The 23,198-nt window shown below is 53.8% G+C and carries 20 protein-coding genes and 1 other annotated feature; all 20 genes read left to right on the plus strand.

Going from position 1 to position 23,198, the window contains the following annotated elements:
- The first annotated feature begins 163 nt into the window (after positions 1-163).
- The 20 genes from hemA (at position 164) to AC3RCL_RS07640 (ending at position 23,195) form a co-directional block, all read left to right on the plus strand.
- Entirely contained in the window at positions 164-1,570 is a 1,407-nt protein-coding gene (gene hemA, locus AC3RCL_RS07545) for a glutamyl-tRNA reductase (protein ID WP_492535083.1), read from the plus strand.
- Between the two features lie 18 nt (positions 1,571-1,588).
- A complete protein-coding gene (ccsA, locus tag AC3RCL_RS07550) occupies positions 1,589-2,419 on the plus strand; it encodes a cytochrome c biogenesis protein CcsA (protein ID WP_009594011.1) in 831 nt (276 codons plus the stop codon).
- Positions 2,420-2,425: 6 nt separating this feature from the next.
- The gene (locus AC3RCL_RS07555) at positions 2,426-3,082 is read left to right on the plus strand and encodes a precorrin-2 dehydrogenase/sirohydrochlorin ferrochelatase family protein (protein WP_492535084.1); all 657 of its coding nucleotides are present in this window, start codon (positions 2,426-2,428) and stop codon (positions 3,080-3,082) included.
- Between the two features lie 3 nt (positions 3,083-3,085).
- Positions 3,086-4,042 carry a hydroxymethylbilane synthase gene (gene hemC / locus AC3RCL_RS07560; protein ID WP_492535085.1) on the plus strand — a complete coding sequence of 319 codons (957 nt, stop codon included), beginning with the start codon at positions 3,086-3,088 and terminating at the stop codon, positions 4,040-4,042.
- 4 nt (positions 4,043-4,046) lie between these two features.
- Positions 4,047-5,606 carry a uroporphyrinogen-III C-methyltransferase gene (gene cobA / locus AC3RCL_RS07565; protein ID WP_492535087.1) on the plus strand — a complete coding sequence of 520 codons (1,560 nt, stop codon included), beginning with the start codon at positions 4,047-4,049 and terminating at the stop codon, positions 5,604-5,606.
- A gap of 55 nt (positions 5,607-5,661) precedes the next feature.
- Positions 5,662-6,660, plus strand: a complete 999-nt coding sequence (hemB, locus tag AC3RCL_RS07570; protein ID WP_096775398.1) for a porphobilinogen synthase — start codon at positions 5,662-5,664, stop codon at positions 6,658-6,660.
- Between the two features lie 36 nt (positions 6,661-6,696).
- Positions 6,697-7,992 carry a glutamate-1-semialdehyde 2,1-aminomutase gene (hemL, locus tag AC3RCL_RS07575; RefSeq protein WP_492535088.1) on the plus strand — a complete coding sequence of 432 codons (1,296 nt, stop codon included), beginning with the start codon at positions 6,697-6,699 and terminating at the stop codon, positions 7,990-7,992.
- A complete protein-coding gene (locus AC3RCL_RS07580; RefSeq protein ID WP_192569330.1) occupies positions 7,989-8,897 on the plus strand; it encodes an RluA family pseudouridine synthase in 909 nt (302 codons plus the stop codon). The genes hemL and AC3RCL_RS07580 overlap by 4 nt, the downstream gene beginning before the upstream one ends.
- A 163-nt stretch (positions 8,898-9,060) precedes the next feature.
- Entirely contained in the window at positions 9,061-10,410 is a 1,350-nt protein-coding gene (locus AC3RCL_RS07585) for a LysM peptidoglycan-binding domain-containing protein (protein ID WP_192569329.1), read from the plus strand.
- 249 nt (positions 10,411-10,659) lie between these two features.
- Positions 10,660-10,958: a binding site (T-box leader), on the plus strand.
- A 111-nt stretch (positions 10,959-11,069) separates the two neighbouring features.
- Positions 11,070-13,739: a valine--tRNA ligase gene (locus AC3RCL_RS07590; protein ID WP_096775402.1), complete on the plus strand. Its 2,670-nt coding sequence runs from the start codon at positions 11,070-11,072 to the stop codon at positions 13,737-13,739.
- Between the two features lie 8 nt (positions 13,740-13,747).
- Entirely contained in the window at positions 13,748-15,151 is a 1,404-nt protein-coding gene (locus AC3RCL_RS07595) for a bifunctional folylpolyglutamate synthase/dihydrofolate synthase (RefSeq protein ID WP_492536289.1), read from the plus strand.
- Between the two features lie 6 nt (positions 15,152-15,157).
- Entirely contained in the window at positions 15,158-16,534 is a 1,377-nt protein-coding gene (gene murC / locus AC3RCL_RS07600) for a UDP-N-acetylmuramate--L-alanine ligase (RefSeq protein ID WP_036662695.1), read from the plus strand.
- Positions 16,535-16,739: 205 nt separating this feature from the next.
- On the plus strand, positions 16,740-18,134 hold the full coding sequence (locus tag AC3RCL_RS07605) for an SPOR domain-containing protein (RefSeq protein ID WP_492535091.1): 1,395 nt from the start codon (positions 16,740-16,742) through the stop codon (positions 18,132-18,134).
- Between the two features lie 127 nt (positions 18,135-18,261).
- Positions 18,262-18,504 (plus strand): DUF4321 domain-containing protein, encoded by a 243-nt coding sequence (locus AC3RCL_RS07610; RefSeq protein ID WP_009594010.1) that lies wholly within the window; start codon positions 18,262-18,264, stop codon positions 18,502-18,504.
- A gap of 25 nt (positions 18,505-18,529) precedes the next feature.
- The gene (locus tag AC3RCL_RS07615) at positions 18,530-19,141 is read left to right on the plus strand and encodes a Maf family protein (RefSeq protein ID WP_192569327.1); all 612 of its coding nucleotides are present in this window, start codon (positions 18,530-18,532) and stop codon (positions 19,139-19,141) included.
- Positions 19,142-19,225: 84 nt separating this feature from the next.
- Entirely contained in the window at positions 19,226-19,915 is a 690-nt protein-coding gene (radC, locus tag AC3RCL_RS07620) for a RadC family protein (RefSeq protein ID WP_009593994.1), read from the plus strand.
- A 38-nt stretch (positions 19,916-19,953) separates the two neighbouring features.
- Complete coding sequence (locus AC3RCL_RS07625; RefSeq protein WP_009593998.1) at positions 19,954-20,988, plus strand: rod shape-determining protein; 1,035 nt, start codon at positions 19,954-19,956, stop codon at positions 20,986-20,988.
- A 57-nt stretch (positions 20,989-21,045) separates the two neighbouring features.
- Positions 21,046-21,921: a rod shape-determining protein MreC gene (gene mreC / locus AC3RCL_RS07630; protein ID WP_036673103.1), complete on the plus strand. Its 876-nt coding sequence runs from the start codon at positions 21,046-21,048 to the stop codon at positions 21,919-21,921.
- Between the two features lies 1 nt (position 21,922).
- Positions 21,923-22,447, plus strand: coding sequence for a rod shape-determining protein MreD (mreD, locus tag AC3RCL_RS07635; protein ID WP_096775407.1), 525 nt, complete (start codon positions 21,923-21,925; stop codon positions 22,445-22,447).
- 85 nt (positions 22,448-22,532) lie between these two features.
- The gene (locus tag AC3RCL_RS07640; RefSeq protein ID WP_015734015.1) at positions 22,533-23,195 is read left to right on the plus strand and encodes a septum site-determining protein MinC; all 663 of its coding nucleotides are present in this window, start codon (positions 22,533-22,535) and stop codon (positions 23,193-23,195) included.
- Positions 23,196-23,198: the final 3 nt, after the last annotated feature.

A 23,198-nucleotide genomic window follows, 5' to 3' on the forward strand; every position in this document is an offset into this window, starting at 1 on the left:
AGAGGAAGGATTGTTCAAGAATGGCATGAAGAAGTATGGGGATTTCATAAACATTTCATAAAATAGACAAGGCTGCCCAGCATACTGTGATATAATGAACAGGGTCAAGGCAGTCCGTTGTGAACGGCAAAACTACTCGGAGAAATAGGCAGGTGAACATGCAATGCACATCGTCGTTGTTGGGTTGAACTATCGCACGGCGCCCGTGGAAGTCAGAGAACGCTTTACATTCTCGGAAGAAGACATGCCTAAGGCGTTAGAGCAGCTTAATTCGACCAAGAGCGTATTGGAGGGCGTCATTGTCGCTACCTGCAACCGTACTGAGATTTATGTTGTGGTAGACCGCCTTCATATGTGCGGCTACTTTATCCGCAGTTTTATGGAACAGTGGTTCGGCATTAATCGTGAAGAATTTACGCAGCACCTCTATATATATGAAGACGAACAAGCCATTTCCCATCTGTTTAAGGTTACCTGCGGTTTGGATTCCATGGTCATTGGAGAGACGCAGATCCTGGGACAGGTGCGCAATGCTTTTTTGACGTCGCAGAAGCATGATGCCACCGGAACTTGGTTCAACATGTTATTCAAGCAGGCCGTTACGCTCGGCAAGCGGGCGCATTCGGAAACTTCGATCGGAGAGAGCGCGGTTTCGGTCAGCTATGCTGCGGTGGAACTGGGTAAACGGATTTTTGGCGCATTTAACGATAAAAAAGTGATGATACTCGGCGCAGGCAAGATGAGCGAGCTTACCGTGAAGCATCTTTATGCCAACGGCGCGGCCAAAGTGATCGTGGCCAACCGCACGCTTGGCCGTGCCGAGGAACTGGCTCGCAAGTTCAAAGGAACGCCGTGCACCATCGCCGAAGCTAAGAATTTGTTGAATGAAGTCGACATTGTGATTAGCTCCACAGGCTCGAATGAATATGTTCTGAATGCGGAGCGGGTTAAAGAGAGCATGAAAAAACGCCAGTCCCGCCCGTTGTTCATGATTGATATCGCGGTTCCGCGGGACATCGATCCGGCAGTCGGGGAGCTCTCCAACGTATTCCTGTACGATATCGATGATCTGGAAGGCATTGTGGAAACCAATCTGGAAATGCGCCGGGTGGAAGCAGCGAAGATCGAAGTGATGATTCAAGAGGAGATGGATGCATTCCACACATGGCTGAAGACGCTCGGTGTCAGACCGGCGATTCGGGCTTTGCAGGAGAAATCGAACGCCATTCATGAAGAAACGATGGAAAGCTTGTTCAACAAGCTGCCGGAGCTGGACGAACGCCAACGGAAAGTCATCCGTCGTTTGACCAAAAGCATCGTCAACCAGATGATGCACGATCCGATCAACCGGATCAAGGAGATGACGGGCGGCAAGCAGGGCGGCGAGGCATTGGATTATTTTTCACAAATCTTTGCGCTGGAAAGCTTGATCCATGAGAATGAGCAGGAAGCCCGCGGCCGCAACAAGAAAGCAACTGCACCCGTTAAAGCTGAACGGACGAAGAATGCTGTAGATCAGCAGGCAGAAGAGAAGCCGCTTAAGGTGTCTCTGGCCCCAGCCACCCTTTGAGGAGGGTGAGTATAACCCATGCTGTTAAACATAATTTATATCACCGGCATTTGTATCTATGCCCTGAGCCTTCTGTTTTATATCTCGGATTGCATTTCACGCAATTCGGTGGCGAAGCGGATAGGCACAGGGCTTCTTGTCATTACCGCGCTGCTGCAATTCGCGGGCATCGGCATCAGGGCCATGGAGGGCGGACATTTCCACTTCCCGGTATTTACGCTGTTTGATTTCCTGTTCCTGCTGGCCTTCTGCATTTCGATCACTTCGATTGCCCTGGCGTATATGAAACGCTCGGAATTTGCCGTCCTGCTCATCAACCTCGTCGGTTTTTGCGTGATGCTGGTCAATCGTTTATGGTTCACGGCAGGAGATAATGCTTTGTACAGCTGGGAGACGGAACACCGTCTCTTGCTGATTCATATTGCCCTGGCGAGCATCAGCTTCGCCGCTTTGACCGTCGGGGCCGTGTTTGCGGCGATCTACATGTTTCTCCATCGGAAGCTGAAGCACAAGCAGTGGAATGATACGGTCCGCAGGCTGCCGAGTCTGGAGAAGCTGGATGTGTATTCTTATAAAGCGCTGATGGCCGGTACGATTATTCTGGTCATGTCGCTTGTCTTGGCCGTAATGTCGGTGGCCATGGCCGGGCGGTGGACCCTGTTTTTGGATATCAAAGTATTGTCTACGCTGACGGCGCTAGCGATGTATATGGTGTATTTCATCAAACGCCGACTGTGGAGAAGGTCCGGCAGGGAGGCCGCCATATGGGCTTTAATCGGGTATGGATTCATTATATTGAATTTTTTTCTGAATACGTGGTCCGCTTTCCACAGTTGGTCAGGAGTGTGACGGCTGATGACGCATGACCATTATGTGCCCGTCCTGCTGAATTGCAGGGGACGTTTATGCTTGATCGTCGGCGGAGGCAAGGTGGCGGAACGCAAAGCGCTCACCCTGCTGAACGCCGGGGCAAGCGTACATATTGTAAGTCCTGTACTAAGAAGCGAGACGCTCCGGCATTTGGCGGGAGAGAAGGCCCTTCAATGGACGGAACGGAAGTACCGGCCAGACGATCCGGCAGGCGCGTTTATGGTCCATGCGGCAACGGATGACGCCAAGCTGAACCTGAAGATAGCCGAGGACGCCGATCGCCTTGGCGTGCTGGTTAACGTAGCCAGCGATGGCGATGCCGGTACGTTTATCAATCCGACGGTGCTGCGGCGGGGAAGGCTTTTGCTGGCCGTGTCCACGTCGGGAGCAGGGCCGATGGCCGCACGCGATATACGCGATGAGCTCGAAGAACGGTTCGGACCGGAGTATGAGGATTATCTGGATTTTTTATATAGCATGCGTTCGATGATCAAGGATGAGGTGAAGTCCGCCGACGCGCGCAGGCGGCTGTTGCAAAAGGCATACCGCATGGACATGCTCGGGGAGATTCGCCGCGGAGGTTATGTGCCGTGGAGTCCGGACGAAATCAAGCAGTGGATTGAGAAGAATCAGGAGGAATGAAGGATGCGCACAATCGTAGTTGGCAGTAGACAAAGTGCTCTGGCACTGACACAGACAGGACAGGTTATCGATGATTTGAAGCGTTTGGCCAAGGAGCACGGATTGGAATATGACTTCGCGGTCAAGAAAATCGTCACCAAGGGCGACCGCATACTGGATGTTACCCTTTCCAAAGTAGGCGGCAAAGGATTGTTTGTCAAAGAAATCGAGCAGGCCATGTTGGACGGCGAAATTGACATGGCGGTTCACAGCATGAAGGACATGCCTTCCGTTCTGCCTGAAGGACTGGTTTCCGGGGCGGTGCCCGCAAGAAAGGATCCTCGCGACTGCCTGATCTCCAAAGAAGGGACGACGCTGGATGACCTTCCTCAAGGTGCCAAGGTAGGGACAAGCAGTCTGCGCCGGTCCAGCCAGCTCAAGGCCTATCGGCCTGATCTGCAGATCGATTGGATCAGGGGAAACATCGATTCCCGGATTCGCAAAATGGAGGAAGGCGAGTTTCAGGCCATCATTCTGGCAACTGCCGGCCTGCAGCGCATGGGCTGGGAGGATCGGATCACGTCGTACCTGCCGGTTGAAGTCAGTCTGCCTGCCGTAGGCCAAGGCGCTCTCGGCATTGAGTGCCGTGAAAACGATGAAGAGCTGCTGCATCTGCTCTCTCTTTATAACGATGAAGTAACCGCGCGGACCGTCGCCGCGGAACGCAAGTTTCTAAGCGAGCTGAACGGCGGATGCCAGGTCCCGATCGGGGCTTACGCCGTCATGAAGAATGTGGAGGCAGGAGATTCCCGCGGCGGACAAAACGTTATACAATTAACAGGAATGGTAGGTTCTCCTGACGGCGAAATCGTCTTGAAGGAAAGCGCCGAAGGAACCGACCCTGAAGCGCTCGGAGTGGAAGTGGCTGCAAAGCTGAAAGCTAAAGGAGCGGAGAAGATACTGGCACAAGTTAGGGGTTGAGGGGATGGCAGGCAAGGTTTATCTCGTGGGAGCAGGTCCGGGCGATGCGCGCCTGATTACGATCAAAGGCAAAGAATGCATTGAAAAAGCGGATGTCGTGGTGTATGACCGATTAGCCAGTCCTCGGCTGCTGCGCTGGATGAAACCCGGAGCAGAGAAGGTCTACGTGGGCAAGCTTCCGGATCGGCATACGATGAAACAGGAACAGATCAATCAACTGCTGGTGGATTATGCTTTGGAAGGCAAGACGGTGGTCCGTTTAAAGGGCGGCGATCCCACGATCTTCGGAAGAGTCGGCGAAGAAGCGGAGCTGTTATATCGTCATGGCATCATGTACGAGATCGTCCCGGGGATCACCTCGGCGATCAGCGTGCCGGCTTATGCAGGAATTCCGGTGACGCATCGCGATCATGCCTCATCCTTATCCATCATTACAGGACATGAAAGCCCCGAGAAGCTGGACCGCATGATTCAATGGGATAAGGTGACCCATGCGACGGGGACTTTGATTTTTATGATGGGCGTGGCGAAGATCGGTTATATCAGCCGTCAGCTGATGAAGCATGGAAGGCCTCCGGAAACGCCGGTGGCTCTAATAAGATGGGGAACCCGGGCGGAGCAGGATACGCTGACGGGAACGCTGGCAGACATCGAGGACAAGGTCAAGGCAGCGAATTTTCAGCCGCCTGCCGTCATCGTCGTTGGCGAGGTGGTGCTTCAGCGGGAGCACTTGAAGTGGGCGGAACGGCTGCCCCTGTTCGGCAAAAGGATTCTGGTCACGAGGGCAAGGAGCCAAGCCAGTTCATTGGTATCCCAAATCGAGGAGCTTGGCGGGGAGCCTTATGAGTTTCCCGTCATTGAAACGGTGATGCCCTCGAAGGGCGAGGTGCTTGCCGGGATTCAAGAAGCGCTGGACAAGCTGGGTACGTATGATTGGGTGTTCTTCACCAGCGTAAACGGCGTCGAGTTTTTCTTCCGCCACCTGAAGGAGCATGGACGCGATATTCGCTCCTTGGCCTCGGCGCGCATCGTCGCGGTAGGTCCCGCAACAGCCGATGCTCTTGGGAATTACGGTATAACCGCCGAAGTGATCAAGGAGCGTTACCAGGCGGAGGGCCTTATCGATGCTTACGGTCCGGAGCTTCAGCCGGGCCAGCGCGTGCTGCTGCCTCGCGGCGATCTCGCGCGCCGATGGCTGCCGGAGAAGCTTATGGAAATGGGACTGCATGTGACGGAAGCCGTGATATACGAGAACATGCTGTGCGGCGAGGACGATGATGAGCTGCTGAAGCTGCTTCAAGACGGCGGCATTCATGCGGTCACGTTCACCAGTTCTTCTACGGTTACCAATCTGCTGAAAGTGCTGAAGGGGATGGGCGTGGCAGAGCCTGCCGATCTGCTGAAGGAATCGACGATTGCTTGCATCGGACCGCTGACCGCGCAAACCGCGGAGGAAGCCGGACTGCACGTATCGCTCCTCGCCGAGGAAGCGACGGTCGACAGTCTGGTCAAGGCCTTGTGTGTTTGGAACGAGAGCGATCCACGCCGTATAACGACGCCATAATATCCTTATCTTTTAAATACATGATTTAAATTACATCTTATGGAGGTACAACGTCATGAGTTTTCCAATCGTACGCCATCGCCGGCTGCGTCAAAATGCCGGCATTCGCAGCATGGTCCGGGAGACCGTGCTTCATACGGAGGATCTGGTTCAGCCGATCTTCGTGACCTATGGCAGCGGTGTGAAATCCGAAATTTCCTCGATGCCGGGCGTATATCATTTTTCGCTGGATACCCTGAAGGAAGAAGTGGACGAAATCGTAAATCTAGGGATTCCTGCCGTGCTCCTGTTCGGGATTCCTGAGACAAAAGACAGTGTAGGCACGTCCGGTTTCGCGGATGACGGAATCGTCCAAGAGGCCACCCGCCTCATTAAGTCGTGGCATCCCGATCTTCTGGTCATTGCGGACACGTGCCTGTGCGAATTCACCGACCACGGCCACTGCGGCATGGTCCATACCTTCGAGCGTGACGGTCACACCTGCGGCGACGTATTAAACGACGAGTCGCTGGAGCTGCTCGTTCGCACGGCGGTCTCCCAGGCGAAAGCGGGAGCGGATATCATCGCACCTTCCAATATGATGGACGGCTTTGTCCAAGCCATTCGTACCGGACTCGATGAAGCCGGATTTTATAATGTGCCGATCATGTCGTATTCGGTTAAGTATGCTTCGGCTTTTTACGGTCCATTCCGCGAAGCCGCAGACTCCGCTCCGCAGTTCGGCGACCGCAAAACCTATCAAATGGATCCGGCTAACGTAAGGGAAGCGCTCCGCGAGGCGGAGACGGACGTGCTGGAAGGCGCGGATATGCTGATGGTGAAGCCGGCGATGGCTTACCTCGACGTTGTCCGATTGCTCAGAGACCAGTTTGATCTGCCGATCGTCGCTTACAACGTGAGCGGCGAGTATTCCATGATCAAGGCGGCGGCTCAGCAGGGATGGATCAGTGAGCAGGCGATCGTGATGGAGCTGCTGACGGGAATGAAGCGTGCCGGTGCGGACATTATCATTACGTATTTCTCGAAGGATGCGGCACGCTGGATGCGCGGCTAGCAACGATTAACGACTAAAGAGTTAGGAGTGCATAGAATGAGCCAAGATTTGCGAAAAGAAGAGTTGTCGCGTTCTGCTTTCGAAGAAGCGAAGTTATATATCCCGGGCGGCGTCAACAGTCCGGTACGTGCATTTAAATCTGTAGGACTCACGCCGATTTATATCGATCGCGGAGAAGGCAGCCGGGTATACGACATCGACGGCAACAGCTTTATCGATTATGTAGGTTCCTGGGGACCGCTGATTATGGGCCACGCACACCCTGAAGTCGTTGAAGCGCTTCAGGAGACTGCTGCCAAAGGGACCAGCTTCGGCGCGCCAACCCTGCTCGAAACGAAGATGGCGAAGCTCGTGTGCGAGCGCGTGCCGTCGATCGAGGTGGTGCGAATGGTGAATTCCGGCACGGAAGCCACCATGAGTGCCATCCGTCTGGCGCGTGGTTATACCGGACGCAGCAAAATCATCAAATTCGAGGGCTCCTACCACGGTCACGCGGACAGCCTTCTGATCAAGGCGGGATCCGGCATAGCGACACTAGGCCTGCCTGACAGCCCGGGCGTGCCTGAAAGCGTGGCGTCCAACACCATTGCGGTTCCTTATAACGACCTGGAATCGGTACAGCTTGCCTTCGAGCGTTTCGGCGAAGAGATCGCGGCCGTCATCGTTGAGCCGGTGGCAGGGAATATGGGCGTGGTTCCGCCGCAACCAGGATTCCTGGAAGGCCTCCGCAAGGTCACTTCCGATTATGGCAGCATCCTTATTTTCGACGAGGTGATGACCGGATTCCGGGTGGACCTGAACTGCGCTCAGGGACGTTACGGCGTTACGCCTGACTTGACATGCCTGGGCAAGGTGATCGGCGGCGGATTGCCGGTCGGCGCATATGGAGGCAAGCGTGAGCTGATGGATCAGATCGCTCCGGCAGGACCGATCTACCAGGCGGGAACGTTAAGCGGAAATCCGCTGGCCATGGCAGCCGGATACACCACCCTGAAGCTGTTGACGCCTGCCGTTTATGACCAGCTGGAGGAACGGGGGGCCCGCCTTCAGGCAGGATTCGAGCGCAACGCCAAGGAATTCGGCATCCCGCTTACGATCAACCGGATCGGCTCCATGGTATGCCCATTCTTCACGAATTCGCCGGTCGTGAATTTCGATACGGCCAAGACGAGTGACCTGGACCGTTTCCGCCGCTATTTTGCGGCGATGGTGCAAGAGGGAGTCAGCGTGCCTCCTTCCCAATTCGAGGGCATGTTCATCTCGGCGGCCCATACGGTGGAAGATATCGATGCTACCATCGAAGCCAATTACAACGCCTTCAAAAGCCTATGAGCTACGGGGGCAGCTGGAGTAAACGCGGCGAATGGCTCGAGATGACGCCCGGCAAAGTGCTGTTGGGCCAGCCGGATCGGGATGAGGCCGCCGCCAAGTGGCTTCTGGAAACGGTCGGTATGCCCGAGAAGCTGTATCGCAAGCTTCATCATGAGCAGGGGATACAATGGAGAGGGGACCGGCTTCGGCTGGTCCTTTTTCCTTATCGGGAATACGGCATCGAACCGAGGTGGCAGGAGCTTCAGGTGTTGTACGAGGACGATTTCTGCCTGGTCGTGAACAAACCGGCCGGTTTGGCGGTCCATCCGGACAACGAAAGCCGGGAGACAACGCTGAATCATGTCGTGGCCGCCTATTACGAAGCAGAGGGGATTCACGCGGCAGTCCGTCACATCCATCGGCTGGATAAAGATACGACGGGGCCCGTGCTGTATGCCAAGAACGAATATGCGCAGCTGAAGCTTGACGAGGCCATGCGCGAGAAGAAGATCGTTCGAATGTATGCGGCTATCGTTCAAGGGAGGGTATCGCAGGAGCTGAAGCGAATCGATCTCCCGATCGGCAAGGATCGCTATCACGCAAGCCGCCGGAGGGTTTCATTAACGGGACAGGCCGCGATCACGCATATTCTCTCAGCCGAAGCGTATCCGAAAGCCAGTCTGCTGCACATTCGCCTTGAAACCGGCCGTACGCATCAGATCCGGGTCCATCTAAGCCATATGGGACATCCCCTTCTGGGGGATGTTTTGTACGGGGGACCCGGGACGTTTGCGCGCCAAGCGCTGCATGGTGAACGCCTGTTGTTCCATCATCCTTTTACGGGCGAGAGCATTGAGGTGCCGGCGCCGTGGCCTCAGGATATGATGGAGTTACGAGAGCGAATCATAGAGGGAGCGAACCGATAGGGGATGCCGCAGCGGCCCTGAACGCCCGCTAACTTCCATGTGCAATTCGCAAAAAAGTCATGCTCTCCTGTTTTCGGCATATAGATAAATTGAGTGGCAAAACTTAGGCTCATGCCGTGATGACAGATCACGGATAGTATATGCCAAAAAGGAGGACATTCCCGTGTTTGACCAGTCCTACGGATTGCGGTTCGATATTTACGAGCGTATTAATTTGACGGAAGATTTGCCGGGAATCGAAGAATTGGAAGAGGCGGAGTTGATCCCGCACATTCAGGTGATCAGCCAGCAGGACCAGGCCACGCTTCGGGGCCATTTGCTTCTAGCAGGCCTGTATAAAGGGGATACCGAAGCAGGAGAGACGGAGCCGCTCGAGCATTGGATTCCGGTCGAGATCACGGTCCCGCTGAACCGCGTATCGTCATTGGATGACATCGCGGTCGAGATCGAGAATTTTGACGTGGATCTGTTATCCAAGCGCAGCTTGAACATAACGGGGGTTTTATCGCTCAAAGGAATCCAGGCGGCGGCTCCGGGAGCTCGTGACCAAGTATGGACCAATGAGGAATTCACAGTGGTACATGCTCCTGAAGCGAATGATATGTATGCAGGCGGAGAGCAGCAGTTCGCAGCCAATCCGTATGAACCGTATCAAGGCGGCGGAGCCAACGCTGAAGCGATTACGCCTTCGCCTTCTTATTTCAGCGAGGCTCAGCCTAGAGTCCAAGAGTCCGAGGCGGATGCGCGCACGCAGCAGTATCTGGCATCTTGGGCGGAATACGAGAATCAAATTCAAGATACGCAGGACTCGGACCGAACGGTAAGCATCTCCAGTACCCCTGAAGCCCAAGATACGGTCGAATATGCCTTACATAATGAGACGGAATTTCAGTCAGCTGAGCCGTCGACTCCGAGTGTATGGCAGTTCGAACGGGCTGCGGCCCAGCCGGAGCCGCAGCAGGAAGAACCGGCAGCCGATTTCCCGGGCGTAACTGAGCGCAATGGCGAAGAGGTTCAAGCCCTGCCGGTATTGGATTCCCCGGAAACGGAGGAAGCCGAGCCTGTTTTTGCCGAGGAAGCCGAGCCGTTGGAGGAGATAGAGGAGGAGGTTTCCGTTCAAGTCGAAGAGGCTCCGTCCAAACCGGAGCTAAAGGTTGCCTTCAACGCGAAGAACAGCACCACTAACACCGCTTCGGGCGTAGGCTTCTCCTCATTGCTTCAATCGAGCAGAACGGTTCAGGATCAGGAACAAGCTGCTCGAGACGAGGAAGAGGCCGTCGAAGAATCGGTGGATGCCGTTTCGTCCGAGGATGTGGAATGGAAGAGTCTGTTCCTGGGCAACCGCCGGGAGGAAACGCCGTTCCGTAAGGTCCGGATGTGCATTGTTCAGCGTGAGGAGACACTCGACGTGATTGCCGAGCGTTATCAACTGACGCCGCGAGAGCTCTTGTTGTATAACCGCATGTCCGAGCAGAATGTGGAAGAAGGCCAGGTATTGTATATTCCCCAGTAACCCGGGAAGTCGTCATGGGGCAAGAATGAAGCAGGCCGAGGCAGGCAGCCTTGGCCTGCTTTTTGTGCTGCGGGGAACCGGTTTGGAGGATAGAAAGCGCAGCGAGCTTGGATAGGATGTTGCATCGAACAAGGATTAATTCGAATCGGCAGGTATGATGTCTAAATCGTTCGGAAACACTCGAAATATTGACTATATGGAACAACCACGTTATATTTGAATAGTATATGTACAGGTATTCCAAAAGCTAGAACAACGTTGAACGGGAAGAGTAGGAAGGTATGGCCTTCAGAGAGCGGAATTGCTACCAAGCGCTGTGAGATTCCGCAGGAACCAGCTTGCCGAAGTCGCCCCGGAGTTGCGGACTTGAGATAGAGTAGGATCGATTGCTACCCTGGTTAGAGTTCGCCGGCCGCAGCCGTTATCTGCGTAAAGTGTCGTGCTTGACCGAAAGCCTTTCATGTTCTTCATGGGAGGACAACGGTTGCTGAACCATGTAAGCACGAAACAAAGGTGGTACCGCGAGAGAACAGTCTTTCGTCCTTTGAGGACGAAGGGCTTTTTTTGTTTCACGCCAACTATGATATCCACGAACACGCCCGGAGGCTAAAACGTTTCGGGTTGGCAAAACTGATTAACAGTATCGGAGGTACGAAAATATGGATCAAAAACAAAACCAATCCCAGTTAGAAATGCCGACGACGTATGATCCGAAGGCAGCCGAACAAAAATGGTATCCGTACTGGAAGGAAGGCGGCTTTTTTGAAGCCGGCAAGCGACCGGACGCGGAGCCTTACACGATTGTTATTCCTCCTCCTAACGTTACGGGCATGCTCCATATCGGCCATGCGCTTGACTTTACGCTGCAGGACATCCTGATTCGCGTGAAGCGGATGCAGGGCTACGATGCGCTGTGGCTCCCCGGTTCCGACCATGCGGGCATCGCCACGCAAACCAAGGTAGAGCAGAAGCTTCGCGAAGAAGGCGTTACCCGTTACGATCTGGGACGCGAGAAATTCCTGGAGAAGGTGTGGGAATGGAAGGACCTGTACGCAAACACGATCCGTGATCAATGGTCCAAGATCGGCCTGTCCCTCGATTACTCCAGAGAACGTTTCACGCTCGACGAGGGATTGTCCGAAGCCGTACGGGAAGTATTCGTCAAGCTTTACGATAAAGGGCTCATCTACCGCGGCAAACGCATCATCAACTGGGACCCGGCTGCCCGTACGGCTTTGTCCGATATTGAAGTGGAGTACAAAGAGGTCAACGGCCATTTGTATCACCTGCAATATCCGCTGAAGGACGGCAGCGGCTCCATTACCGTGGCAACCACCCGTCCGGAGACCATGCTCGGCGATACGGCGGTCGCCGTTCATCCCGAAGACGAGCGCTATAAAGACATGATCGGCAAGACATTGGTGCTGCCTATCGTGGGCCGCGAGATTCCGGTTATTGCGGATGAGTACGTGGAGAAGGACTTCGGCAGCGGTGCGGTTAAAATTACACCGGCGCATGATCCGAACGACTTCGAGATGGGGCTGAGACATGACCTGCCGCAAATTACCGTAATGGATGAATCCGGAACGATGAATGAGTTTGCCGGCAAATACCAGGGCCTTGACCGTGCAGAATGCCGCAAGCAGATCGTCAGCGACATGAAGGAATCGGGCGTATTGCTTCGCATCGAAGACCATGTCCATCAGGTTGGCCATAGCGAAAGATCCGGTGCGGTGGTCGAGCCTTACCTGTCGACGCAGTGGTTCGTTAAGATGCAGCCGCTTGCGGAAGCAGCCGTGGATGCGCAAAAATCCGGCAAGGGCGTGAACTTCGTGCCTGACCGGTTCGAGCGAACCTATCTGCACTGGATGGAGAATGTACGCGATTGGTGCATTTCCCGTCAATTGTGGTGGGGTCACCGGATCCCGGCGTGGTATTCCGAATCCACGGGCGAAGTGGTTGTTGCCATGAATGAAGAGGAAGCCCGCGCGAAGCTGGGCAAGGATGATCTGAGACAGGACGAGGATGTGCTGGATACCTGGTTCAGCTCCGCGCTCTGGCCGTTCTCGACCATGGGCTGGCCGGACCAGGACAGCGAGGATTTCAAACGTTATTATCCGACCAGCGTTCTCGTAACGGGTTACGACATCATCCCGTTCTGGGTGTCGCGGATGATTTTCCAAGGACTTGAATTTACAGGGCAAATGCCGTTTAAGGACACGCTGATCCATGGCCTGGTTCGGGATAGCGAAGGCCGCAAGATGTCCAAGTCGCTGGGCAACGGCATTGACCCGCTCGAGGTTATTGAACAGTATGGCGCAGACGCTATGCGTTATATGATATCGACCGGCAGCACGCCGGGTCAGGATCTTCGATTCCGCTGGGAACGCGTGGAGCAAGCGCGTAACTTCGCTAACAAAATCTGGAATGCGTCGCGGTTTGCGCTCATGAACCTGGAGGGCTTCACGGCGGCGGATATCGACATTTCCGGAGAGCTGGGAACAGCGGACCGGTGGATTTTGCACCGTTTGAACGAAACTTCCCGCGACATTACGCGTCTAATTGATGCCTACGAATTTGGCGAAACCGGTCGACTGCTCTACAATTTCATCTGGGATGATCTGTGTGACTGGTATATCGAATTTGCCAAGCTGTCCCTATATGGCGAGGATCAAGCAGCCAAGAAAAAGACGCAGTCGGTGCTTGCCTATGTGCTGGACCGCACGATGCGCTTGATTCACCCGTTCATGCCGTTCATCTCCGAAGAGATCTGGCAGCATTTGCCGCATGAAGGCGAGACCGTTATGCTGGCTTCTTGGCCGACCTATGATGAGGCGTTTGAGAATACGGAAGCCGTTACCGAAATGAACCTGCTGATGGATGTGATCCGTGCCGTACGTAACATCCGGGCGGAAGTGAACGTGCCGATGAGCAAAAAAGTAGAACTGCAATTGAAACCGGTAAGCGGGCAAATTGCCGGCATTATCGATCGCAATTCCGATTATATTCGCCGCTTCTGCAACACGTCGGAATATGAGTCCTCCCTTGCGCTTGAGGCGCCGGATAAAGCGATGACCGCCGTGGTGACAGGTGTTGAGATGTATCTGCCGCTTGCCGGACTGATCGATATCGCTCAGGAGATCACGCGTCTGGAGAAGGAAATTCAGCACTTGAACAGCGAAGTCGAGCGTGTGGAGAAGAAGCTGAACAATCCTGGTTTCGTATCGAAAGCACCCGAGAAGGTGATTGAGGAAGAACGGGCGAAACTCGCGGATTACTCGGACAAACGAAGCAAAGTGATTGCGCGCATCGAAGAATTGAGAGGCTAATGGGCAAGATGAATCTGGACCAGAAGGTGAGAACGATGGTTGATCAATCGGCAGCTGCAGCGGCAGCTCCGTTCCATACCTATGAGGAAGCGGTAGCTTGGATCAATGGGCTGATTCCGTTTGGGATCCGCCCTGGCATGGATAGAATTCAGCGATTGATGGAGCTGCTCGGCCATCCGGAGCGTCGATTAAAATTTATCCACGTGGCCGGAACGAACGGAAAAGGCTCCACATGCGCTTTTTTAACAAAGGTTCTGCTTCAAGGGGGATTCACGGTAGGCACCTATACGTCCCCCTATATTACGAAGTTTACCAATCGGTTTCAGTATAACGGCGAAGACATACCGGAAGAGACGCTGCTGGAACTCGCGAATCGCTTAGAGCCGCTTGTTGCCGAAATTGCGGGCTCCGGGCTTGGATCGCCCACGATGTTTGAGGTGTCCACGGCTCTTGCGATCCTGTATTACGGCGAGGTGTCTTATCCGGACGTGGTGGTATGGGAGACCGGACTTGGCGGTCGTCTTGACGTGACCAATATCGTTCATCCCATCATTTCGGTGATCACGAACATCGGCATGGACCATACCGACGTTCTGGGAGATACCATTCAGGAGATCGCCATGGAGAAGGCCGGCATCATCAAGCCCGGAGTGCCCGTGGTGAGCACGGTCACTCAGCCTGAGGCTGTCGAAATTCTGAAAGAAACGGCCGCCAAAAACCGTACAAGTCTGTACCTCGTAGACGAGCAATTCTCTTATGAACGGCTGCGCGGGAACGAAGAAAGCCAGACTTTCCGTTTTCAGGGACCGTTCCGGGATATGGATCTGGATATTTCGATGCAGGGCGAGCATCAATGCGCCAATGCCGCGGTTGCCATGATGACGCTGGAGGTGCTTCGCCAGTACATGGCCTTTATCGTGGATGAAGAAGAATTGCGTGCCGGGTTTAAGGATACGTTCTGGGCGGGAAGACTGGAGCAAGTGCAGTCCTCCCCGCGGATTGTTCTCGATGGCGCGCACAACCCCGAAGGGGCTGAATCCTTGGCCAAAAGCTTGCCGCAGATCTATAAGTATCGGAAACTGAACTTAATGATGGGAATGCTGGCAAATAAGCATCATGAATCGTATTTGCAGCATATACTGCCAATAGTGGATACGCTTATCCTGACTGAACCGGATTTCCGGAAGAAACTGGACGCCAAGGCGCTTGGTGACATCGTAGAGCAGGTAAGGGAGAAATACGCCAAACATACACTGCAAATCATCATAGAACCAAATTGGAAAAACGCACTTGAAGAGTTGAAGTCACGGACGGAAGCGGAGGATCTTGGGGTGGTGTCGGGCACGTTGTACCTGATTGCCGACGTGCGTTCCAACCTCCTGGGCCTTTCCGATTCTGAAAAAGGTTGGTGATATCTGTTGAATACATCAGAACATGTTCATTTTATAGGAATTGGCGGCTACGGGATGAGCGCCATAGCGCGAGTAATGCTGGAGATGGGTTATAAAGTCACGGGTTCTGACGTGGCATCGCAAGAATTGACAGAAAAGCTGGCGGCCAAGGGCGCCAAAATATACATTGGACATACCGCCGAGCAAGTCCAAGGCGCGGACCTTGTGGTGTACTCCACGGCATTGTCCAAAGACAACGTGGAGCGGGTCGAGGCAGAGAAGCTGAACATTCCTGTCCTTCACCGTGCGCAGATGCTGGCGCGTCTTTTGAACGAACGCAAAGGCGTGGCCGTAGCGGGAGCGCATGGCAAGACAACCACTTCATCCATGATTGCGCTCGTGATGGAAGAATGCGGAGTCGATCCGACATTTATCATCGGCGGGGAAATTATGAACGTGGGCACGAATGCCAAAGCGGGCGAAGGCGAGCATGTGGTAGCCGAAGCCGACGAGAGCGACGGTTCATTCCTGCAATACCATCCATGGCTCGGCGTCGTTCTGAATATCGAAGCCGATCACCTGGAGAATTACGAAGGGGATTTCAATCGTCTCAAGGCCGCCTACGTGCAATTCCTCAGCCAGATCAAGGCTGACGGTACAGCCGTGGTTTGCGCCGACGATAACAACATTCAGGCGATTTTGCCTGACCTGAAATGCAATGTGACCACATACGGCATTCATGCGGATGCGGAGTATACGGCAACCAATCTGGTGCTGGGCGACCGTCACGTCAGCTTCACGATGCTTCATAACGGCATGGAGCTTGGCACCGTCGAGCTGTCCGTACCGGGCAAACATAATGTCTACAACGCCATGGCCACGGTGATATGCTGCTTGAAGAGCGGCATCTCGTTCGAGGCGATTGTAGAGGCCATCGTCAAATTCAACGGGGCTAAGCGCCGCTTCCAGGTGCTTGGCGAAGCTGAAGGCATTCTGGTGATTGACGACTATGCGCATCATCCGACCGAGATCGAGGCGACGATCAGTGCCGCTAAAGCTACGGGCAAACGGATCATTGCCGTATTCCAGCCGCAGCGGTATTCGAGAACCTTCTTCCTGCTGGATGCGTTTAGCCGCGCGTTCGGAGAAGCGGATGAGGTGATCATCACCGATATTTACTCTCCTGCCGGCGAGAAGCAGATCGAGGGCATCAGCTCGGGTAAGCTGGTGGAGCTGATCGTTCAGAACAGCAATGCCGGTGCCCGCTATTTGCCTACGAAGGAAGATGTCCTGAACGATCTCAAAGGTCGCGTAAAAGAAGGCGACCTGGTTCTCACGATGGGAGCGGGCGACATCTGGAAGGTCGGCGCGGCTTTAGCGGAGTTCATTAAGGGCAAGAAATAAAGGTTGCCTGCTTCCTTTGCTGCTTCGCTGCAGCAGGGGACTGCATTGGCTTTGCCTCTTATGAGGGGACAAAGCCAGCATCGATAACGATACGAAGGGCTGATCAAGATCATTTCTTGGTCAGCCCTTTTGTTTTTCGCATACTCATAAGTTGCCAAGCTTGATCATATAGCTAGGTGTAGAAGGACAAGTGAGGTGTATGGATATGAATAAAGCACGGATGACGATACGTTTCGATCACGATCCGCCGAAGGGCAGGAACAAAGACCATGCGCGAGAGGAACACGACGCGAACCAAAACGTTCCGGCGGGCCAAAACCCCCGGGTCTACGACCGCCATTCCGTCTTCGACGAATATGACACAGCGACAGCAAATCGGTTTACCGATACGGACACTTCGTACGAACCTCAGAGGAGCGTTCAGCAGGATCATCTGCGCGTCGTTCCGCCGCTCCGGGAGGAGCGGGATACCCGGGACGTGGACAATCGTGACTGGAGACCATCGCGCAATCATCGGTCCAGGGGACGGCTGGCTGAGGAAAGACGGCGCCTGGACCATGATAACGGCTGGCCGTACGACGATGCCCCTGATGCCCCTGTAGAATCGGATACATACCATCACGTGCACGAGGAGCTCTACGACCTCCATGATGATGCATTTTCCGGGAGAATGACCCCCGAAGCGAACGACCCCCATTGGAATCTCGGGCCCGAGTCGGATCTATATGAGACATCTGCCGGCGATTACGGTTATTATCGCTCACGCAAACCCACCTCCTTCTGGAAGATGGCGGTGTCCGTGACCGCCGCCGTCATCACGGGCCTACTGTTCGGGTACATGGTGCTGTCCATGTTTAACGGCGGCGACGCCGGCGAGAACCCGGCAACGGGGCAGCTCGAGAGCAGTGATCCAGGGAACTTAGCGCCGACCGATCCATCCGGGGGAGCGGGGGCATCACCGACGCCTGATATGACCGAATCGGCTGTTCATATTCCAGAGCAAAACTTTTATCTGCTTCAATACGGCGTGTTCAGCACGCCCGAGCGGGCAGCGCAGGCGATCGGGGAACTGCAGCAATCCGGTATTGCCGCCGGCGGCGATCTGGACGAGGAGAACCGCGTGTATGCGGGCATCTCGCCCGACCGCGAGCAGGCGAAGCTGCTCAGCAATCAGCTTAAGGCCGAAGGGGTTGAATTATACGTTAGAGAGATCGCGCTGCCGGGCATAGAGTCAGCGGCATTCGCTGGCGAGGAGCAGACGCTGACGGACTATTTTACGATAAGCGGGGAGCTGGTATCGGAGCTTAGCCAACTATCGGCATCCTTGCTGGGCCTGCAGGAGCCCGGCGCAGCGACGTCGGAGCATATGAATACCATCACGAATCTGCATCAGCAATGGATCCAATCGGTCAAGCAGCTGGCCGCAGGCTTGGGTCCGGAGACCGGGGCCGCGCTGCCGGCCATGGAGCAGTCGATGAACAGTTCGATCACGGCGCTCTCCGAATACAACAAAAATCAATCCAAGGGGCATTTGTGGGAGATTCAAACAGGCATGATGAACTATGTCATGGGCCAAAAGAAACTCCTGGATGGCCTATAAATTCAAATTTACGTCAAATCCGGCTTGGAACTGGAAATAGTTCCCCATGCCGGATTTCTGTTTGTATTGCTTATCGATTCACCGTATAATAATTAGGGTGTCAAAAAATGGCGAGGGAAGAGGATGCATGAAGAAAAATAAAGGAATGCTCATCTTGTTTTTGCTGCTGGGGTGGCTGACGGGAACATGGCTTGCCAAGGCGCTTCAACCGGTCAAGGCTCTGTCGTTTCTGACGTCTACTACACCGATCAAGTGGTCGCCTTCAGCTGATTTTGACATTATTCGTTATGACATTAACCTTGAACTTAACTTTTGCCTGCTCAGTCTGCTCGGCATTATTGCTGCCGTCTGGTTATACCGCAGGCTCTAAGACATGACAAAGGAGATTATCCCCCTTGAATGAGAAGAGAAACCGCCGCATTATATTGGCTTCCACCTCTCCTCGGCGTCAGGAATTGATTGCCTCCCTTCGTATCCCATTCGAGATTATGCCAAGTGAAGCTGACGAGGACACACCGCAAGGGTGGTCGCCAGAGCGAATTGTGGAGTCACTGGCGCTGCGCAAAGCGGAAGCGGTTCTCCGAAAGCTGACGGATGATCCGGGAGATGGTATCATTGTGGGAAGCGACACGATTGTGGTCGTAGATGACCATGTCCTCGGGAAGCCGGAGGATCAAACTGATGCTGCAAGGATGTTGTCCATGCTTCAAGGACGGGCACACTTCGTTTACACGGGAGTGGCTTGCATCGACCGGCGTTCCGGTCGGGCCAAGGTATCTCACCGCGTGACGACCGTAAAGATGAAATCGTTAAGTGATGATGCGATCGCGGCTTACGTAAAGAGCGGGGAACCTGCCGACAAAGCAGGCTCGTATGCGATTCAAGGCCTGGGTGCAACCATCGTGGAAGGAATCGAAGGCGACTACTTTAACGTTGTCGGCCTGCCGCTTTCTCTGCTCTCGGACATGCTGTCTGAAATGGGGATGGATGTACTCACCGATTCATAGATATAGAACACGGCATCCGAAGCCAACGGAATCATGGAAGCTTCGGTGACCTGCTGATTTAAATCTTAGAAAAGAGGGGAATATATGGAGTCGCCAACGCTATTGCTGCGCGACATCCCCCATGATGAACGACCAAGAGAGCGCATGATGCAATATGGGGCGAGCGCTTTAAGCCATGCAGAATTGCTGGCGATACTGCTTCGGACCGGTACCCGCCAGGAATCTGCCGTACATATAGCCCAGCGGCTGCTGGGGGAAGCAGGCGGCATCCGGCAGCTCGTTGATCTTAGCATCGAGGAAATTACGCAAATCAAAGGAATTGGAACCGCCAAGGCTGTTCAGCTGAAGGCTGGCATCGAGCTTGGACGGCGCTTGGCCGCATCGAGACATGTAGAGCCGGTTATTATCCGCAGTCCGCATGACGCGGCAGAACTGCTCAGTGAACAGATGCGGTATTTACAGAAAGAGCATTTTGTCTGTGTATTTTTAAATACGAAAAATCATGTCATTGCCCAGGAAACGCTATCGATGGGGAGCCTTAACGCCTCCATCGTTCATCCCCGCGAGGTGTTCAGAGCGGCCATCAAATGCAGCAGTGCATCCCTGGTGTGCGCGCATAACCATCCGAGCGGAGATCCGACGCCCAGCCCGGAGGACATTTCGCTGACTGCACGCTTAGTGGAGGCAGGACAGATTGTCGGGATCGACGTGCTGGATCATCTGATCATCGGGGACGGATCGTTTGTAAGTTTGAAGGAACGGGGCTTGATGTAATATAATAGTTCAGATTGACGAAGAAAGGGAGATACATCATGTTAGGTGGTTTTACGAAAGATTTGGGAATCGATTTGGGGACGGCAAATACGCTGGTTTATGTCCGTGGAAAAGGAATTGTCGTAAGAGAGCCTTCCGTGGTTGCTCTGCGTACAGATACAAAGAGCATTGAAGCCGTCGGGGAATCGGCTAAGAAAATGATTGGACGGACGCCAGGCAACATTCGTGCCATTCGTCCGATGAAAGACGGCGTCATTGCCGATTTTGATACAACGGCTACGATGATTAAATACTTTATTCGTCAAGCGCAGAAGCAGCGTTCCATCTTCCCGCGCCATCCGAACGTGATGGTATGCGTACCTTCCGGCATTACGGCGGTCGAGCAGCGTGCGGTTGAAGATGCGACCAAGCAAGCGGGTGCACGCGAAGCCTACACGATCGAGGAGCCTTTTGCAGCGGCAATCGGTGCAGACTTGCCCGTGTGGGAGCCTACGGGCAGCATGGTCGTAGATATCGGCGGAGGCACGACCGAGGTTGCGGTCATTTCCCTTGGCGGGATTGTAACCAGCCGCTCCGTGCGCGTTGCGGGCGATGAAATGGACGAGTCCATTATTTCTTATATCAAACGCCAATACAACTTGATGATCGGTGAACGCACTTCCGAGCTGCTCAAGATGGAAGTAGGCTCCGCGATGCCGCTGGAGACCGTGGAAACGATGGAAATTCGCGGCCGCGACTTGGTGACGGGTCTGCCGAAGACGATCACGATTACATCGGATGAGATCAGCGAAGCGTTGGCAGACACCATTAATGCCATCGTTGAAGCCGTTAAGGTTACCCTTGAGAAATGTCCTCCGGAGCTTGCTGCGGATATTATGGACCGGGGCATCGTGCTTACGGGAGGCGGCGCATTGCTTCGCAACCTGGACAAGCTGCTTGCCGAAGAGACCGGCATGCCGGTCATCGTTGCGGAGAATCCGCTGGATTGCGTGGCCATTGGCACAGGTAAAGCGCTCGAGAACATTCACTTGTTTAAATCCCGGAGCAGCTCTGCCGTCCGTTCCAAACGGTAGAAACCAAAATAAAAGTGTAAACCCCTAATGTTGGGAGAGAAAACAGTAAGTTAGAGGGTGTTGCAACTGTTTAAGCTGCTAGGCAATAAGCGTTTGTTCATTATGCTCATCGGGCTGGTAGCGTTTATCGCTATTATGGGGTTTACGCTCGGCCCGAGAGCTTCTTTATCTTGGCCTGAAAAATTCGTCAAAGATACGGTCGGTTTTGTGCAAAGTGTGTTTTATAAGCCCGCTGCTTATATAGCGGGTTTCTTTGAAGATGTACGGAACATGAAGGGAATCTATGAAGAGAATGAGGAGCTGCGAAGAGCGGTAGCCCAATATTCTCGGGAGAGCGCTTCCTACAATACGATGAAAGCCAATTACGAAGAACTTCAAGATATTCTTGGATTTACGAAGAACCAGAAGGAACGTTACAAATACAACTACCGTACGGCGCAGGTGCTTAGCGTCAACTCGGATCCGAATAACCGGACACTGGTCGTCGATCTGGGCGAGCGCGATGGGGTTCGTCCTAATATGTCGGTCACGACTGTCGACGGCATGGTAGGCATCATTAGCAGCGTGAGCAATTTCACCTCCACCGTGAAACTGCTGACAACGATGGACGCCCAGGATCCGAATCCGCAGCCGATTTCGGTCACGGCCATCGGCAAAGAGGATAAGACGTTCGGCGTGGTCGAGAGCTATGATGAGAAGACCAACACGCTGCTCATGACGCGGATTTCGGAAGATGATCCAATCAAGAAAGGCGATAAAATCATTTCATCCGGTGCCGGAGGCGTTATTCCTCAAGGTATGATCATCGGTAAGGTCCTCAGCGTTCAGACCAGCCAATACGGTCAAAGCAGAACGGCTACGATCGAACCTGCGGCCAAGTTTGATGATTGGAAGTATCTGATCATCGTCTTTACGCCTGAGGAGCCGGAATAGTATGGCACGTAAACAGATTCTGGTCCTGCTGCTGTTCGTGCTGTTTATTCTGCAGGGCACGGTGGTTTTCTGGTTAACGCCAAGCTCGCTGCAGCTTCAGATTTATCCTAATTTCGTGTTGGTTTGTTTGTTTTTTGTATCGATTTATTACCATCGCCACACGGGGCTCGTGCTCGGACTCCTATTCGGCATGCTTCACGATATCGTGTATTACGGCGAGATGATTGGCACTTATTCGTTTGCTATGGGCGTATCCGCATATCTGGTGGGGCTTGTCTTCAAGTCCCCGCGGGCGCCGCTGCCCATGATGATGACCATTGTCATTCTGGGAAGCTTGTTGTTTGACAGTACGCTTTTTGGCATATATAAGGTATTTCGACTCAACCCGACTTCTTATAATTGGTCACTGCTTCATCATATGCTTCCCAATCTCCTTGTTCATTTTGCCTTTGCTCTGGCAATTTACGTTCCCTTACGCAAGCAGATTGAGCTGGTAACGAAGAATCAGAGAAGGAAGGCAACCTGAACCCTCTCCAATATGACATTTTACTAGACTAGCAGGAACTTGTAGGTTTGAGCGCGAAATGTATAGGGATGGGAGGGACAGGCTTATGGCTGTAAAATCCAATCATGTGACGATTAAGGGCATCAAAGATGGCCTGGTATTCCTGCTTGACGATCAATGCGAGCTGGAGGAATTGCTTGGCGAGCTCCGCTATAAGCTGGAGCATAGTCATCAGAATATTCTGACCGGACCCATCATTCATGTGGATGTGAAGCTGGGTTCCCGGCAAATTTCCGAAGAAGAGAAGCAGACGATTCTTGACATATTGAAGCAAAAGGGCAACTTGCTGATACGCAATGTGGAATCGCCGCCGCTTGCGTCCGAGCTCGTTCCGGAGGAAAAGCTTGCGCTTAAGACGGGGATGGTGCGTTCCGGACAGGTGCTGCATCATGACGGCGATCTCTTGTTCCTCGGCGATGTGAATCCAGGCGGGACGATTACGTGCACCGGCGACATTTACATATTGGGCGCTCTGCGCGGAACCGCGCACGCCGGTGTAGAGGGCAACGAGGAAGCGATTATAGCGGCTTCGTATTTTGCCCCTACCCAGCTTCGTATCTCCCAGATGATCAGCAGACCGCCGGATGAATGGGAAACGCGGGAAACGGTCATGGAGTTTGCGTATTTGAAGGACGGAAGCATGGAGATCGACAAGATCAGCAACATCTCACGTTTGGGTCGGGATTTTAATGTGTTTAAAGGGGTGTAGAAC

It is taken from the genome of Paenibacillus sp. MT86 (assembly GCF_058792535.1).

Excerpts from the sequence above, each read along its gene's own strand:
- hemA (WP_492535083.1), top strand. The coding sequence starts at position 164 with ATGCACATCGTCGTTGTTGGGTTGAACTATCGCACGGCGCCCGTGGAA.
- ccsA (WP_009594011.1), top strand. The coding sequence starts at position 1,589 with ATGCTGTTAAACATAATTTATATCACCGGCATTTGTATCTATGCCCTG.
- AC3RCL_RS07555 (WP_492535084.1), top strand. The coding sequence starts at position 2,426 with ATGACGCATGACCATTATGTGCCCGTCCTGCTGAATTGCAGGGGACGT.
- hemC (WP_492535085.1), top strand. The coding sequence starts at position 3,086 with ATGCGCACAATCGTAGTTGGCAGTAGACAAAGTGCTCTGGCACTGACA.
- cobA (WP_492535087.1), top strand. The coding sequence starts at position 4,047 with ATGGCAGGCAAGGTTTATCTCGTGGGAGCAGGTCCGGGCGATGCGCGC.
- hemB (WP_096775398.1), top strand. The coding sequence starts at position 5,662 with ATGAGTTTTCCAATCGTACGCCATCGCCGGCTGCGTCAAAATGCCGGC.
- hemL (WP_492535088.1), top strand. The coding sequence starts at position 6,697 with ATGAGCCAAGATTTGCGAAAAGAAGAGTTGTCGCGTTCTGCTTTCGAA.
- AC3RCL_RS07580 (WP_192569330.1), top strand. The coding sequence starts at position 7,989 with ATGAGCTACGGGGGCAGCTGGAGTAAACGCGGCGAATGGCTCGAGATG.
- AC3RCL_RS07590 (WP_096775402.1), top strand. The coding sequence starts at position 11,070 with ATGGATCAAAAACAAAACCAATCCCAGTTAGAAATGCCGACGACGTAT.
- AC3RCL_RS07595 (WP_492536289.1), top strand. The coding sequence starts at position 13,748 with ATGAATCTGGACCAGAAGGTGAGAACGATGGTTGATCAATCGGCAGCT.
- AC3RCL_RS07605 (WP_492535091.1), top strand. The coding sequence starts at position 16,740 with ATGAATAAAGCACGGATGACGATACGTTTCGATCACGATCCGCCGAAG.
- AC3RCL_RS07610 (WP_009594010.1), top strand. The coding sequence starts at position 18,262 with ATGAAGAAAAATAAAGGAATGCTCATCTTGTTTTTGCTGCTGGGGTGG.
- radC (WP_009593994.1), top strand. The coding sequence starts at position 19,226 with ATGGAGTCGCCAACGCTATTGCTGCGCGACATCCCCCATGATGAACGA.
- AC3RCL_RS07625 (WP_009593998.1), top strand. The coding sequence starts at position 19,954 with ATGTTAGGTGGTTTTACGAAAGATTTGGGAATCGATTTGGGGACGGCA.
- mreD (WP_096775407.1), top strand. The coding sequence starts at position 21,923 with ATGGCACGTAAACAGATTCTGGTCCTGCTGCTGTTCGTGCTGTTTATT.
- AC3RCL_RS07640 (WP_015734015.1), top strand. The coding sequence starts at position 22,533 with ATGGCTGTAAAATCCAATCATGTGACGATTAAGGGCATCAAAGATGGC.